The following is a 13,471-nucleotide window of genomic DNA, read 5'->3' on the forward strand; positions in this document are numbered from 1 at the left end:
CATCCGCACGACCAGCTGTGTCATCCGCACGACCAGCTGTGTCATCCGCACGACCAGCCGTGTCATCCGCGCGACCAGCCGTGTCATGCGCGCGGTTGGCAGTGTCATGTGCGGCGCCGGCTGTGTCGCGCGGGCGGGGCGCGATCGTCCAGTGGCCGTTCTCCTCGTTGCCGAGCAGTGCCGCGAAGATGGCCCCCGAGTCGAAGCGCGGCACGCACAGCCAGTCGATGCATCCGTTGCGCCCCACGAGCGCGGCCGTCTGCGTGTCCGCGATGATCGCGTAGTCCTCGATCGGCAGAGCCATAACTGACGTCGTTACCCGCGTGCGCCTCCCCTCTACCCTGGGCGGCGATGACTTCTCTCGGACAGGCCGGCCGCGGCATGGCGCTGGCGACGCTGGCCTCGCGGGCCGCCGGCTTCGCCCGCATCCTGGTGCTGGCCTCCGCGCTGGGCCTCGGCAGCCGGCTGCTCGACGCGTACAACGTCGCCAACACGCTGCCCAACGCCGTCTTCGAGCTCGTCGTCGGCGGTGCCATGGCCAGCGTGGTCGTGCCCCTGCTGGCCCGGGCCCCCGACGACTCCCACGCGCGCCGGCTGATGACCCTGATCGTGTACGCCCTGAGCGCCGTCACGGTCGCCGCCATGCTCGTCGCGCCGTGGCTGGTGTCGCTCTACGCGCCCGGGTTCTCGCCCGATCAGCGCGCCCTCGCCGCCGACTTCGCCCGCTTCTTCCTCCCGCAGATCCTGTTCTACGGCGTGAGCGCCGTCGCCGGCGCCGTGCTGAACACCCGCGGCCGTTTCGCGGCGCCCGCCTGGGCACCCCTGGTCAACAGCCTCATCGTGATCGCCGTCGGCCTGCTTTACCTGGTGTTCCCGTCGTTCACCCTGCTCGCCGCCGGCACGACAGCCGGGGTGCTCGGCCAGATGACCCTCGTGCTGTGGGCGCTCGCGCGCAGCGGCTTCTCGTTGCGCCCGCGCCTCGACCCGCGCGGCATCGGCCTGCGCCGCATCGCCCGCCTCGGCGGCTGGGTGCTGCTGTCGGTGGTCGCCGCCCAGGTCCTGCTCGCCGTCGCCACGCGCGCCGCCTCGCTGAGCGGTCCCGGCGGCGTCACCGCGTACCAGAACGCTTTGGCGATCTTCCAGATGCCGTACGCGGTGATCGCCCTGTCCGTGATGACCGCCATCCTGCCGCGGCTCAGCCGCAGCGCCGCCGACCGCAACCACCGCCAGGTCACCGAGGACCTGTCCCGCGCCGTGCGGCTCGCCGTGGTCGCCCTGGCACCGATCGCCGCCGCGATGCTGGTGCTGGGGCCGCAGATCGCCACGCTGCTGTTCGCCCACGGCCGCAGCTCCCCCGACGCGATCGCCCGGCTCGGCCTGGTCGTCGCCGCGTTCGGCCTGGCGCTGATCCCGTTCGCCGGCTACGCCATCCTCCAGCGCGGCTTCTACGCCCTTCAGGACACCCGCACCCCCGCCCTGATCACCACCGGCGTCACAGCGGTCGGCGTGCTCGGCTGCCTGGTCGCGGGCTGGACGCTGCCGAGCGCCCACGTCGTCGTCGCGGTGCCGCTGGCGTACGCGCTGGCGTACACGACCGGTCTGATCGCCTCGGCCGTGGTGCTGCGCCGCCGCCTGGGCCGCATCGACGGTCATCGTCTGCTGCGCACCCACGCCAAGGTGGCGCTGGCCGGGGGCCTCGCGGGCGCGGTGACCGCCGCGCTGGTCGTCCCCCTGCCCGGCCCGGCGCTCGTCACCTTCACCGCGGCGGCCGTCGTCGGCGCGGCCGTCTATCTGGCGGTCGCCAAGCTGGTGCACCTGTCAGAGGTGCGGCAGCTCGTCCGGCTCGCCGTCTGACGTCAGTCGTCGTCCCCGGCGTGCCGCATCGTCATCATGATGCCGGCGAGCTCCTCCCGGCCGCTGAGCGCCGCGAGGTCCTCGCGGTCCGCCAGTTCCTCGTCGTCGTCGAAGAGCCAGCGGTCGTCCTGGGCGTCGCCGATCACGCGGATTCCCGAGCTTTGCAGCTCCGCGACGAAGTCTTGTGCTTCTGGGCCCAGGATCCGCCCGAGCCCTTCGACGCGGATCCTCTTGAGGCCGCGCATGGCCTTGAGCGTCTCGGCGTCCGGAAGGCTGTTGTTGCCGAGCAGCGTCAGGTCTCGCAGGTCGCTGTCGCGCAGTGGCCACCAGTCCCCGACTGTGCTGTTCTCGACGGCGAGACTCCGCAGCGAGGAAAGGCCGTCCAGGAAGTCGATGTCGTCGAGGAAGTGGACACCCTTGAGCCTCAGCGAATGCAGCGCCTGGCAGTACCGGACGGTCATGAGGCTCTCCAGCCGGGGGCAGTCGATGATCCAGAGCCGTCGCAGTGGCAGGTCGTCGAGGCCGTCGAGCCGTCGAAGGTCGGGGCACCAGGCGAGAGTCAGCGCCGACAGGGCGGACCGGCGCCCGCCGAGCTTCCTCGTGTTCTCCAGGCCGGAGACGTCGGTGGCCAATTCCAGGCGCCGCAGCCCGGGAAGGCGGTCGAGCAGTCCGTCGAGGTCCAGGGTGATGTTCTCGGCCGAGAGGACGCCGAGCTTGCGGAGCCTGGTCAGCGACTCGCGGTCCAGCCGCACCGGGCAGTTCCTGACGGCCAGGGTGTGCAGGGTGTCCGAGTCCAGGATCGCGCCGATGTCGCGCAGGTTCGCGCACGCTTCGACGATGACCGACGTCAGCCGCCGGCCACCGGCGAGGAAGTCCAGGGAGCCGGTCTCGTCGTCGGAGCGCAGGGCGAACGCCTCGACGGTCCGGACGTCCCGCAGCGCGGCGAGCGCGCCACCCGACTCCCCGCTGAGGTCGCATCGGACCGGGCCCAGATCCGTGACGTACGGGAGTCCGCGGATCATCTCGGCCTCCGTCACGTCGACCCGCCAGCCGCCGTCCGGGTGCGGCCCGAACGCCGCCTCGGCGAACTCCACCGCGTCGAAGAATCCCCACGCGTTCTGCCGGGCCTGGCACACCGCCGGCCGCCGGTCCTCGCCGAACCGCGCGATGATCCGCAGCGCCGCGGGACCGCCCACCAGCGCCGCCGTGTAGAGCGTGGCCGCGGCCGACGCCTCGGGCAGGCCGGCGACGTCCTCCGGCAGCGCCGGCAGCACGTCCTCGCCGAGGCCGGCCAGCACGCGTGCCGCGCGCAGATTGGCGGGCGGCACGAGCTTGCCGAGGTTTCGCATGACGCGCTGGTTGACCTCCGGCGACATGCGCAGGACGACCTCGGAGCAGCTGAGCGCGAGCAGCCGCAGCCGCGCCCGCCGGGTCCACGACATGCGGCGCCGGTCGGCCCGGTCGAGCAGCGCCGTCACCAGCCGTTCCGCCTCGTGCTGCCGCGCGTAGCCCGCCGCCATCACGATGACCTCGTGGAACTCGTCGCTCTCGGCGTGCCGCAGCAGGGCCTCGATCGCGTCGCTGTCGACGAAGCGGGCGGCCGCCAGGTATTCCTGGAACGTCTTGTGGACGAAGTCGATGCGCCCCGGCGCCGGCTCGCGCAGCACCCCTGAGCGGGCCAGCAGGAAATCGTGCACGTCGTCCGCGCTCACCCCCACGTGCGGCATCGCCGTGATGATCGACGAGATCTTGGCGCGGACCCGTGCCTCGTCGGCGTCCGCCAGGCCGTTGCTGGTGAACCAGTACGCGAGGTCCTGCAGGATGGCCAGGCGGTCGTCGTACTCCAGCCCGATGTCCACCCGGTCCGAGATCTGCCGCTCGTGGTCGCGCCGGCGCAGCAGCATCTCCAGCGCCGCCCGGTAGATCTCGATCCGCCGCTGCGGCAGCTGGGTGCGCCGCTCCCAGTTGAGCGCGCACAGCAGCGCGCAGAGCAGCGGGTTGGTCGCCATCGTGCGCAGCGGCCGGCTGCGGTCGATGGACGCCACCATCGCGCGCCGGAACCGTTCGGCCTCCTCGTCGGTGACCCGGCTGCCGGCCTCCACCTTGACCGCGGCGTGCCAGTGGCGCAGGAATGCCGCGACGTGCGCCCGGGTCATCGGCAGCAGGTCGGACTGGGCGAACCCGGCCTTGTCCAGCCACTCCGGTGCGGTCGTCCCCGGCCGCGAGGTCACCACGATCCGCGCCTTCGGGTAGTCGTGGACCAGGTCGCCGATCCACTCGTGCAGCTCGGCCCGGCGGTGCTTCGGGATCTCGTCCACCCCGTCGAGCAACAGCACCCCCCGGCCGCTGGAGAGCGTGCGAGCCACCCAGCCCGCGTCCGGAACCCGCTCGATCAGCGACCGCGACAGCCCGGTCAGGATCTTGCTGGGCCCCGGGAACTCCTGGTCGGCGAAGCGGCGCAGCTCCACGAGGACGGGAACGAGGCGGTTCCACCCGGCGAGCCGCCCGTGGTGCCCGCCCAGCGCCGACCGGAGCGCCAGCCAGCGCAGCAGGGTGGTCTTGCCCGACCCCGGCAGCCCGCTGATGTAGACGCACCGGCTCGCGGAGACGACCTCGTCGATCGTGGACTCGGCCTGGTCGTCGCGGCCCGACATCAGCAGGCCGATGTAGGCCACGTCCAGCGAGTAGCGCCGGGTCGGCCCGGCCACCGTCACCCCGAACAGCTCGACCCGGTCGAACTTCCGGATGACCTCGCGCCGGTAGTCCACCTCGAACTCCGCCTCGGCCGTGCGCGCCGACAGCACCGACCGCCGCGGCATCTGCGCCAGCACCTGCCGCAACAGGTCGATGATCTCGCTGTCCCGGGCCAGCAACTCGCGCAGCGCCCGCTGCTGGAAACTGGGCAGCGTGATGATCACCTCGACCAGGTGCGCGATCGCCTCCCGCATCATCCGCGCGAAGAACGCCTCCCCCGCCTCGCTCAGCCCGAGCCGCCGCACCTGGCTCTCGGCCGCCGGCGCGACCAGCGCCAGGAGGGCGGCCTCATCCAGGTTGGCGTCGAAGAGCACGTCGTCGCCGAACTCGGTCTCCTCCAGCGCCGCCGCGACCCCTTCCAGCACGAGCTGGCGGTCGGCCGACGGCATCGCCGCCATCTCGGCGTCCACCACCGGCTGCAGCCGATCGGCGATCGTCTCGGCAAGCTGATCCATCTGCCGAAGCAACTTCCGCTGCGGCAACAGCCCCAGCCCCCGAGCCCCGGCCAGCTCCACCAGCCCCATCCGCCGCTCGGCCGCCGACCGCCGCCCCGCGATCAGCGCCTTGCCCCCGACGGTGGCCACGGTCGTCCCGATGCGCAGCAGAATCGCTTCGACCACCATGTCCCGACGGTAGTGACAGCCCACCGCCCCACGTCAACCGTCCACACGCGCCGGCGGGCACTGATCGGGCTCAGCTGTCCGGCAGCAGGGGCCGCATGAAGGTTCGGTCGTAGCGAAGCACGCAGCCCGACTCGTCGCGGATGCGGTCGGCGGCGATGAACTCCGGGTCGGTGCCGAAGCGGGCGCGGTAGCGCTCGTACGCGGCGAGGCTCTCGAAGCTGAACAGCGCCTCGGCCCGGTCGCTGGCGCCCTCGGCGGGGAGGAAGTAGCCGTGGTGGATGCCACCGTGCTTGTTGACCAGGCGCATCCATGCGCGGGCGAAGCGTTCGAACGCCTCCGTCCGCCCGGGGTCGATGACATAGTGCACGACACAGGTGATCACCTGGCCAGCGTAGGTGCCACGCCAGGAGCCGACCGCCCGGACACAAACCGGATGCGAGTCGCGGCCGGGATCGGCGATCATCACGCCGTGACGACGACGAGTGAGGTCGGCGGGTCTCGCGCCCGGTTCGAGGACAAGGCGCGCGCCCTCGTCGGCCGGCGCCTCACCGGCATCGGCTACTGGGACATCATCGGTGACGGTTCGGATCGCGACCTGTGGGACTTCGGGGACTGGCACCACGCCGTCATGGGGGTGGAGCTCGGCACCGACGCCGACCCGGTCACGGTGACCTGGACCAACACCTTCTATCCGTACGGTGTGGAAGTCTTCGACGAGCCGATCGGCCGTCACGTCGTCGAAGACCCCGACGGCGCCCGCCGGATCGGCCCGGACATCGAGGCGAGCAGCCCCTGGCATCCAGGCAGCTGACATCACGCCCTGGAATGCCTACCCCCGGTACATAAACCGGAAGCCTGACGCGGCCGAACTCGATGCCGGAGTCCAGCCGCTGGTTCAACTCCTTGACATCCTCACCGAGCTCAAGGTGATCTTGTTGCAGGGTGGTGACGCCCAGAGTGTCTGGCGACGTCTGACCCGCCGGCATGCCGGATTCGTCCTCGAGCGGCGCCTCGTGGTCATCGAGACCTACCACCCCAGCAGGCAGGCGCTGTGGTCTCCAGATCCGGATGTCCGCCGGCGACCGCGCGAGAACAGGACAATGGCGTACCGACGGGTGGCGGACATAGTGCACGGCTGAGCCGCGGCACCGCAGGGCGGCGCAATCAGTCAGAGACTGCCGTATTGCCGTTGCCTGCTACCTTGAGTGGTCCCGAACATCCCCCCGCTGCCACAGAGCGCGAAAGGTGATTTCGATGGATGCACTGACGGCTCTCGCGGCGGTTGTCTCGGCTGTTGTCGCCATTGCGGCGGCCGCTTTCTCCTATCGGAACGCCAAGGGTGCCATGCTCAGCGCCGAGGTGGCCGACCGCGGATTCCGGCGTGCCAATGTGCTGGGTCTGTTCCACGGCTTCGACGCTGCCGGTCAGGCCACGCTGCAAAATCCGCGGCTGCTCTACGACGTCTACGGGCTCGACCGGAGCGTGCCGATCGAGGAAGCTCAGAACATCGCCCATCTGAGTCACATGCTCGACGCTTTCCAAAGCTTCTACGGCGATGCGCACGACGGCGACTTCTCGCGCATGGCCGAGGAGATGAAAAGGCAGACGACATTCCTCAACAAGATCTTGTCGGTTCCCGCCAATGAGGCGCGGTGGGAGGCGGCCAAGAGCCTCTATTACGGCGAGTTCGACGCGTCGTTCGTCCGCGCCGTCGATGACATCATCGCGTTCGAGAGGGAAAGGCGCCCGCTCCCTCAGACCCCTGTGGCGTAGAGCGCGAACGGCTCGCCGTCGGCGTGCTGCTCGGTGATCGGCTCCAGGCGGAGCCGGTCGGTCAGGCGCGGGGCCGTCATCCGGCGGCGCGGGTGCGGCCGGCGGCGGCGAGGGCGACCATCTCGCTGGAGCGGGCGTCGAGGGATCGGGTCTTGTGGTGGCCCTCGAGCTCGACCCACATGGCCAGGAAGTGCTGGATGAGCTGGCCGCGCGGGTCGGAGATGACCAGCTCGCAGCGGGTGCGGGGCTCCCAGCGGCCGTCGTCGGTCTCGCGGAGCTCCTGGAGCTGCAGGATCAGGATCTTGCGATCGACGATCAGGAACTTGTACGGGAACGTGGTCGGCGTGACGCGCAGCGAGACGTCCCGGCCGGCCGCGTGCATCTCGCACATGCGCAGGCAGTGGCGCACGAACGTGTTCTCGGCCTGCAGGCCGGGCTGGTCACCGCCGAACGGCTTCGACGTGTCCGGCACCTGGCAGTAACGGCGGTAGCGGATGCCCGCCTTCTCCACGCGGTCGAGGATCGCGTCGAGGTGCCAGGCCATCACGTTCGACTGCATCTGGACGTCGGGGCGCACGCCCTCGTCGGTGACGCGGTCGAGGACCAGGATCTCGCGCTCGGCCTCCTGGAACGCCCGGACGACCAGGTCGTCGCCGGGCGCGCGGTAGCGGTTGACGTCCTGGAGCATCTGGCAGCGCACGGTGATGTCGAGGATCTGCGACAGTCCCTCGACCGCGTGCTGGGTGCTGCGGGTCATCGCCACGACGGCGGCGCTGAGCCCGATCACGGTGAGCCCGAGCAGCCCGACCGCCATCTCCAGCGGGCGCCGAGGGCCGTTGATCTCGTTTTGCACGACCGCGCCGAGGATCGCGCCGGCGAAGGCGCTGGCGAGGGTGAGCACCACGACCGACGTACGGCCCGTCTTCTTGCCTTGCAGGTCCATCCGCGCCACCTCCCGCTGCCAGCCAGAATAGGGCGGCGGTGGCCTTTCCCCCGAGTCGGAAAGCCGACCTTGCGCGGGGGTATCTCAGCGCTGCTCGACCAGCCTGCGGGCGCGCAGCAGGTGCGCCCACCACGGGCGCTTGGCGCGGGCGGCCCGCAGCGGCGGGCGGGCGGCCCGTTTGACGCTGACCCAGCCGCCGGGTCCCATGGTCACCTGCCCGATGGCGGGCCGGCGGCGCACGGCGAGCCCGGCCGACACGCCGACGACGGCCACGGCGGCTGCCACCGCCACGGCGGTCACGTCGACGACGGGGACGAATCGGGTCCCTCGCGGGGTGGTCACGTAGGCGCCGATCTCGCGGTTGCCCCGCCGAACGGGCGCCGGCTGCGTAACGGTCATGACGGCCTCCTCTCCTCAGGGGACACCGTCCGGCCGCCCGCCTCCAGGGCCGGAGGTCCCGGCGGGACAGTCCCTCGTCCTCTGCTCCCCGGCCGCGCGGCGCGGTGTGCTGAAGGCGTCACGAAGGAGGCCACCATGAGGAAGCGTCACCTGATCGCGGCGGGATACGTCGTCTCGCTGCCGCTGGGCACCGCGGCCGTGCTGGCCGCGACCGCCGCCGTCGAGGCGATGGCCCTGCGCGTCCGCCGCCGCCTCACCCGATAGCGGGAGCGCGCGGAAACCCGATAGCGAGAGCACGCGGAAACCCGAAAGCAAGAGCACGCGGAACCCGAAAGCAAGAGCACGCGGAACCCGAAAGCAAGAGCACCCGAAAAGCAGTGGACAACACCCCCGGGCAAGACGGTAGACAGAGGGCGTGCCCCTGGCAGGTGTGCGCGTGCGACCGGCCACGGCCGGCGACGCCTATCGCCTGGCCGACATCGTGCTGGCGGCGACCGAGGACCAGGGGCGGCTGCCCGCCATGAGCCTCGAGGAGCGGGCCGAGTGGCGCGAGGGCTTCGCCGAGTGGAGCCGCCGCACTGCCGAGCTCGCCGACCCGGCCAACGCACTCTCCGTCATCACCGCGGAGAAGAACGCCGGCACACCGGACGGTGAGGTCATCGGCCGGCTGCGGGTCGTCCGCGATGCCGGCGGCCTGCGGCTGGCCGGCCTCCAGCTCGTCCCCGAGGCGCAGGGCCGGGGCATCGGCACGTCCATCGTCCGCGACTTGCAGGAGAGGGCCGCACACGAGGGCGTGCCCCTGCTGCTCGGCGTCGAGAAGGACAACCCGCGGGCCCGGCGCCTCTACGAGCGCCTGGGTTTCCGCAAGACCGGGGAGGCGAACGGGGAGGATCTGCTGCGGTGGCCTACTTAGGAACGGGACGGCCCGGGCCGTACGTGGTGCCGGCGCGGTCGCGTTCGAGCCAGCCGGTGTCGACGAGCATGCGCCGCACGCCGGCCACGTCGTCGGTGACCGCGGCCAGGCGGGCGTTGATCTGGTCCTCGTCGCAGAGGCCGTCGAGCGCGAGGTAGCGGGCGAACAGCTCTCCGATCAGCTCGTACCGCTCGCCGAGGGTGGGCGGCAGGCTGGTGAGCCGTCCGTGGGCGAAGTTGCCGCGCAGCTGCGGGTAGTCGCGCAGCAGCGGGGCGAGCGGCTGGAGCGCGTCGACGGCCGCCGCGGCCTCGCGCAGGACTCCCGGGTTCGCTCGGTAGACGCCGTTGCCGGTGCCCGTGGCCAGTCCACAGCCGACCAGGCGGGCGAGGGTCTCGCCCGCCTTCTGCACCGGCACGTCGATGGTGAACGCCAGCTCCGCTATGGTCGCGCCCTCGGTGCCGCGGCGGACCAGCTCCGCGTAGGCGGCGAGGCGCTGCGGGCTGGACAGGTGGCTGAGGATGTCGGCGGCTCGGGCGGCGTCGGCGGACATGCCGACACGGTAGGACGACGCCGCCCGGGCCGCATCCCTATTTAGTGGTCGGCGACGAAGGCCGCGATCCAGGCCAGCGGCGCGTTCCAGTTGATGGTCAGCTCGTTGGTGGACCAGGACTGGATGTCGTCGATGTAGCAGAACTGCGCGACGCAGCCGGTGAGCTTGCTCTGGGCGTACGGGTCCTGGATGGCGCTGTTCGGGCCGCCCGCGAGCGTGCCGGCGGGCGGGTTGGGCAGCGCCGGGTCGAGCTGGCGCGCGTACCAGCGGCTGTGCTGGTTCTGCGAGCTGACCTCGCCGTAGCCGGTCACATAGGAGTAGTTGAGCGCGTTGCGGCCGAACATGTAGTCCAGGCCGGTCAGCACGCCGTTGCGGTAGACGTCGCGGCCGGTGATCTCGTACGCGCCGGCGAGCACCACCATGTTGTTGAGGATGATGCTGTTCGAGCCCCAGTCCCACGCGTTGTTCGGCGGGGCGTACGGAACGCCGTACGGGTGCTGCCGCTGGATGGCCAGGTACTTCTCGGCTCCCCGGACGACCGACGCCTTGACGGACGCGAGCCCGGGCAGACGGTTCGGCACCAGCGCCAGATCGAGCCGTGCCGCCGCGGCGGTGGAGGCCCAGTCGAAGGCGCCGGCGCCGAACACGTCGGCGGTGTGCTCGGGCGACGAGAGCACATCGGCCGAATACTGCCTCTCCCCCGTGGTCAGGAACAGCTCGGCGGCCGCCCAGTAGAAGTCGTCGCTGACCTTGGTGTCGTTGTACGCGCCGCCGCCGATGTTGTCGGACTCCGGCGCGAGCAGCGCGGGGTTGGCCTTCGCGGCCGTGTAGGCGGTGCGGGCCACGGCGAGCGCGCGCTTGGCGAACGCGGCGTCGTACTTCTTGTAGACGCGGGCGGCCTGCGCGGCGGTCGCGGCCAGGTTGAGCGTCGCCGCGGTCGAGACCGGGTGCAGCTCGCGCGGCTGCGGGTCGAGGTGCGGCAGCAGCGGCAGGCCGGTCCACGCCTGGTCGTGGATCTTGTGGTGGGCCATGCCGGCGTACGGCTTGCCGGCCGGCACCTGCATGCGCATCAGGAACTCGAGCTCCCAGCGCACCTCGTCGAGCAGGTCCGGGGTGCGGTTGCCGCTCTCCGGGATGGCGAGGCCGACGCCGCGCAGCCCGCCGAAGGTCTCGTACGCGCTGAGCAGCTCCCACACCGAGATGCCGCCGTTGACGACGTACTTGCCGTGGTCGCCGGCGTCGTACCAGCCGCCGCGCACGTCCAGGGTGTAGTCGCAGACACCGGCCTGGCACGGGACCGCGCCGTCGCCCTGGTTGGGCGGCACGTCGACGTGCCCGGCGGGCCGGCCGTAGCCGGGGCGCAGGTCGTCGCGGATCTCGATGCCGCTGCGCTGGGTGTAGTAGAACTTCAGGGCGTCGGTGCGGAGCTTGTCGTACGCCCGGGAGTCGATGTCGAACGGCCGGCTGGTCTCACCGTCGGCGGTGAGCGTGTAGCCCGTACCGCGCTTGGTGTAGCGACCGAAGTCGATGGTGTGCACGTTCTGCCCGGAGGACACGTCGACGCCGCGCGGGGTGGTGGTGCCGCGCGCGACGACGGTGCCGGCGGCGTTGGCGAGTTGCCACGGCAGCGCGGTGGTGGCCTCGGTCACCACGGTCGCCGCCTTCGGGCCGTCCGGCAGGTAGGCGACCTGGTTGACGCGCACGCGCGGGCCGGTGTCGGGCTCGTACACCTCGGGCGGGACCCCGCCGACGAGCGAGACGTTGTCGAGGCAGAAGCGCCACGGGTCGGGGCTGCCGCCGAGCTGGAACGCGACCTGCCCGGTCGCGGTGTCCGCCGGCGCGGTGAACGTGTATGAGTAGTGCTGCAGCTCGCCCAGCACGGGCGACTGCTCGAAGTACGTCGTGTACGGGTCGACGCTGAGCCCGGTGATCGCGCGCACGACCTTGCCGGCGTCGCCCGAGGCGTCGAAGGAGAAGCGGTACGTCTCGCCGGCGACCAGGTCGATGTCGTTCTGCCCGACCGCGACGTCCCACTTGTTGACGGTGCCGCCGGGCACGTCCACGCAGGCGCGGCCGTCGGTCAGCGCGATGGGGCCGGACGAGGACCAGAACGGGTCCGCGGTGCCGTCGAAGCCGCCGTTGACGACCTGCTCGACCTCGGCGGCGTAGGCGGGCGTGGCGAGCAGCGGGGCCACCACGAGAGACGCCGCTAACGCGACGCGGGAGCGCTCCCAAAGAGACATGCAAACATATTGATCGATGCCGTAACGGCGTGTCAACGCGCCTGTAACGGAAAAGCCCGGCCCTTTCGCGCGAAGGGGCCGGGCCGATCGGTCAGCGGTTGAGGTGGTGCTTCCAGTCGGCCGGGACGGCACCCGCGGGGCCGGGCGCCGGCTGGTCGAGCGGGTGGCTGTCGGCGGGGGCCAGCTTGGGGCCGTTGCCGGCCTCCTCGGTGCTGTAGTCCCAGAACCAGTCCTCGCCCGGCTCGAAGGACTGCACGACCGGGTGGCCGGTCTCGCGCCAGTGCGCGGTCGCGTGCTGCGACGGGGAGCTGTCGCAGCAGCCGATGTGCCCGCACTGGGCGCAGCGGCGCAGGTGGAACCACCATCCGCCGGCGTCGAGGCACTCGACACAGCCGGTGCCGGACGGGGGGACGTGGGGCTGGATCGGGTCGTCGCTCGTCACGATCAGCAACCTACCCGAGCCACGCCGGTGTCAGGCTGCATCGTCGGTCACATCGGCGAACTGCCCGCCGAGCGCCGCGACCGCCGCGTCGGCCGGCACCCGCAGGCCCACGCCGCGCTCGCCCGCGCCCAGGCTGATGGTGCGCCCGCGGGTCCGGGAGTCGGCGATCACGGGCCAGGGGCGGGCCGAGCCGAACGGGGTGATCGTGCCGCGCTCGTACCCCGTGGCGGCCTTGGCGGTCGCGGCGTCGGGCATCGACAACCGGTTGACGCCGAGCAGGGCGCGCAGCTTGGGCCACGAGATCGACCGGTCGCCCGGCACCAGCACGAGCACGTAGTCGTCGTCGGCACGCCGTACCACCAGGGTCTTGACCAGGTCCTGGACCTCGACGCCCTGGACGGCGGCGGCCTCGGCGACGCTGGCGACGGGGCCGTGGCGCAGGATCTCGGCGGGTACGCCCAGCGCGGCGGCGGCGGAGGCGGCGGGATTCGGCATGTGATCAACCGTAGACAGCGAACAGGCCACACCCGAAGTGGATGTGGCCTGTTCGACGAAGGCTCAACGACGGTTGTCCCACGGGCCGTGGTGATCGTCGTCGTCGTCGTGGTCGTCGTCGCGGTCGACCGTCAGCTTCCAGTCGCCGCGGTGCCATCCGCGGCGGACCAGATCGCAGTCGAAGTCCACCCACCAGTCGCGACGTTCACCGCGCCAGCCGGCGCGCTCGCACTGACGCCTGGTGTCGTAGTAGCCGACCACGTCATCGTCGTCGTCCCACGGGCGCACCTGGGTCTGCGTGGTGCCCTGCGAGGACGACCCGGCGGTGGCCGCCTGGGCGGGACCCGCCATCGTCACGCCCGTGACCAGGCTCAGTCCGACGATCGTCAGGATCCGCGTAGCCGCTTTCATGTCTCACCCTTCCTCGAGCCGTTGATGTTCGCCTCAAGGCCATCACGGTGGTACGCCGCATATGCGGCAAC

The 13,471-nt window shown here is 71.4% G+C and carries 15 protein-coding genes; 5 read left to right on the forward strand and 10 right to left on the reverse strand.

What is annotated here, in order from left to right:
- The coding region (locus Ade02nite_RS08495; protein WP_239168633.1) for a trehalase-like domain-containing protein at positions 1 to 304 on the reverse strand (304 nt) is incomplete at its 3' end.
- A gap of 77 nt (positions 305 to 381) precedes the next feature.
- Here Ade02nite_RS08495 and murJ point away from each other — a divergent pair.
- Positions 382 to 1,854 (forward strand): murein biosynthesis integral membrane protein MurJ, encoded by a 1,473-nt coding sequence (gene murJ, locus Ade02nite_RS08500; RefSeq protein WP_203761044.1) that lies wholly within the window; start codon positions 382 to 384, stop codon positions 1,852 to 1,854.
- 2 nt (positions 1,855 to 1,856) lie between these two features.
- Here the strand turns inward: murJ and Ade02nite_RS08505 are convergent, their stop codons facing one another.
- Complete coding sequence (locus tag Ade02nite_RS08505; protein ID WP_203760998.1) at positions 1,857 to 5,231, reverse strand: NACHT domain-containing protein; 3,375 nt, start codon at positions 5,229 to 5,231, stop codon at positions 1,857 to 1,859.
- Between the two features lie 70 nt (positions 5,232 to 5,301).
- Positions 5,302 to 5,613, reverse strand: coding sequence for an NIPSNAP family protein (locus Ade02nite_RS08510; protein WP_203760999.1), 312 nt, complete (start codon positions 5,611 to 5,613; stop codon positions 5,302 to 5,304).
- 87 nt (positions 5,614 to 5,700) lie between these two features.
- Here Ade02nite_RS08510 and Ade02nite_RS08515 point away from each other — a divergent pair, with 87 nt between their 5' ends.
- Together Ade02nite_RS08515 and Ade02nite_RS08520 are read left to right on the forward strand one after the other, a co-directional pair.
- A complete protein-coding gene (locus Ade02nite_RS08515; protein ID WP_203761000.1) occupies positions 5,701 to 6,042 on the forward strand; it encodes a hypothetical protein in 342 nt (113 codons plus the stop codon).
- Between the two features lie 443 nt (positions 6,043 to 6,485).
- Positions 6,486 to 7,004: a hypothetical protein gene (locus Ade02nite_RS08520; RefSeq protein WP_203761001.1), complete on the forward strand. Its 519-nt coding sequence runs from the start codon at positions 6,486 to 6,488 to the stop codon at positions 7,002 to 7,004.
- A gap of 76 nt (positions 7,005 to 7,080) precedes the next feature.
- On the opposite strand, the gene Ade02nite_RS08525 is transcribed toward Ade02nite_RS08520, so the two are convergent.
- The gene (locus tag Ade02nite_RS08525; protein WP_203761002.1) at positions 7,081 to 7,947 is read right to left on the reverse strand and encodes a hypothetical protein; all 867 of its coding nucleotides are present in this window, start codon (positions 7,945 to 7,947) and stop codon (positions 7,081 to 7,083) included.
- A gap of 84 nt (positions 7,948 to 8,031) precedes the next feature.
- On the reverse strand, positions 8,032 to 8,346 hold the full coding sequence (locus tag Ade02nite_RS08530) for a hypothetical protein (RefSeq protein WP_203761003.1): 315 nt from the start codon (positions 8,344 to 8,346) through the stop codon (positions 8,032 to 8,034).
- 135 nt (positions 8,347 to 8,481) lie between these two features.
- On the opposite strand from Ade02nite_RS08530, the gene Ade02nite_RS50230 reads away from it, so the two are divergent.
- The gene (locus Ade02nite_RS50230) at positions 8,482 to 8,610 is read left to right on the forward strand and encodes a hypothetical protein (protein ID WP_275409891.1); all 129 of its coding nucleotides are present in this window, start codon (positions 8,482 to 8,484) and stop codon (positions 8,608 to 8,610) included.
- Between the two features lie 172 nt (positions 8,611 to 8,782).
- On the forward strand, positions 8,783 to 9,259 hold the full coding sequence (locus tag Ade02nite_RS08535; protein ID WP_203761004.1) for a GNAT family N-acetyltransferase: 477 nt from the start codon (positions 8,783 to 8,785) through the stop codon (positions 9,257 to 9,259).
- Here the strand turns inward: Ade02nite_RS08535 and Ade02nite_RS08540 are convergent.
- The 5 genes from Ade02nite_RS08540 to Ade02nite_RS08560 all read right to left on the reverse strand — a co-directional run bounded on the left by Ade02nite_RS08540 (position 9,252) and on the right by Ade02nite_RS08560 (position 13,400).
- Positions 9,252 to 9,809: a DUF2087 domain-containing protein gene (locus Ade02nite_RS08540; RefSeq protein WP_203761005.1), complete on the reverse strand. Its 558-nt coding sequence runs from the start codon at positions 9,807 to 9,809 to the stop codon at positions 9,252 to 9,254. The two genes, Ade02nite_RS08535 and Ade02nite_RS08540, sit on opposite strands and share 8 nt — an antisense overlap.
- Before the next feature lie 41 nt (positions 9,810 to 9,850).
- Positions 9,851 to 12,052, reverse strand: coding sequence for a glycoside hydrolase family 9 protein (locus Ade02nite_RS08545; RefSeq protein ID WP_203761006.1), 2,202 nt, complete (start codon positions 12,050 to 12,052; stop codon positions 9,851 to 9,853).
- A 91-nt stretch (positions 12,053 to 12,143) separates the two neighbouring features.
- Complete coding sequence (locus tag Ade02nite_RS08550; RefSeq protein ID WP_203761007.1) at positions 12,144 to 12,494, reverse strand: UBP-type zinc finger domain-containing protein; 351 nt, start codon at positions 12,492 to 12,494, stop codon at positions 12,144 to 12,146.
- Positions 12,495 to 12,524: 30 nt separating this feature from the next.
- The gene (locus tag Ade02nite_RS08555) at positions 12,525 to 12,989 is read right to left on the reverse strand and encodes an aminoacyl-tRNA deacylase (RefSeq protein WP_203761008.1); all 465 of its coding nucleotides are present in this window, start codon (positions 12,987 to 12,989) and stop codon (positions 12,525 to 12,527) included.
- Between the two features lie 63 nt (positions 12,990 to 13,052).
- Positions 13,053 to 13,400, reverse strand: a complete 348-nt coding sequence (locus tag Ade02nite_RS08560) for a hypothetical protein (RefSeq protein WP_203761009.1) — start codon at positions 13,398 to 13,400, stop codon at positions 13,053 to 13,055.
- Positions 13,401 to 13,471: the final 71 nt, after the last annotated feature.

Origin of the sequence: Paractinoplanes deccanensis (assembly GCF_016862115.1) — a bacterium.
In the GTDB taxonomy this organism is placed as follows: Bacteria; Actinomycetota; Actinomycetes; order Mycobacteriales; family Micromonosporaceae; genus Actinoplanes; species Actinoplanes deccanensis.

Excerpts from the sequence above, each read along its gene's own strand:
- murJ (WP_203761044.1), top strand. The coding sequence starts at position 382 with ATGGCGCTGGCGACGCTGGCCTCGCGGGCCGCCGGCTTCGCCCGCATC.
- Ade02nite_RS08505 (WP_203760998.1), bottom strand. The coding sequence starts at position 5,231 with ATGGTGGTCGAAGCGATTCTGCTGCGCATCGGGACGACCGTGGCCACC.
- Ade02nite_RS08520 (WP_203761001.1), top strand. The coding sequence starts at position 6,486 with ATGGATGCACTGACGGCTCTCGCGGCGGTTGTCTCGGCTGTTGTCGCC.
- Ade02nite_RS08525 (WP_203761002.1), bottom strand. The coding sequence starts at position 7,947 with ATGGACCTGCAAGGCAAGAAGACGGGCCGTACGTCGGTCGTGGTGCTC.
- Ade02nite_RS08530 (WP_203761003.1), bottom strand. The coding sequence starts at position 8,346 with ATGACCGTTACGCAGCCGGCGCCCGTTCGGCGGGGCAACCGCGAGATC.
- Ade02nite_RS50230 (WP_275409891.1), top strand. The coding sequence starts at position 8,482 with ATGAGGAAGCGTCACCTGATCGCGGCGGGATACGTCGTCTCGCTGCCG.
- Ade02nite_RS08540 (WP_203761005.1), bottom strand. The coding sequence starts at position 9,809 with ATGTCCGCCGACGCCGCCCGAGCCGCCGACATCCTCAGCCACCTGTCC.
- Ade02nite_RS08545 (WP_203761006.1), bottom strand. The coding sequence starts at position 12,052 with ATGTCTCTTTGGGAGCGCTCCCGCGTCGCGTTAGCGGCGTCTCTCGTG.
- Ade02nite_RS08555 (WP_203761008.1), bottom strand. The coding sequence starts at position 12,989 with ATGCCGAATCCCGCCGCCTCCGCCGCCGCCGCGCTGGGCGTACCCGCC.
- Ade02nite_RS08560 (WP_203761009.1), bottom strand. The coding sequence starts at position 13,400 with ATGAAAGCGGCTACGCGGATCCTGACGATCGTCGGACTGAGCCTGGTC.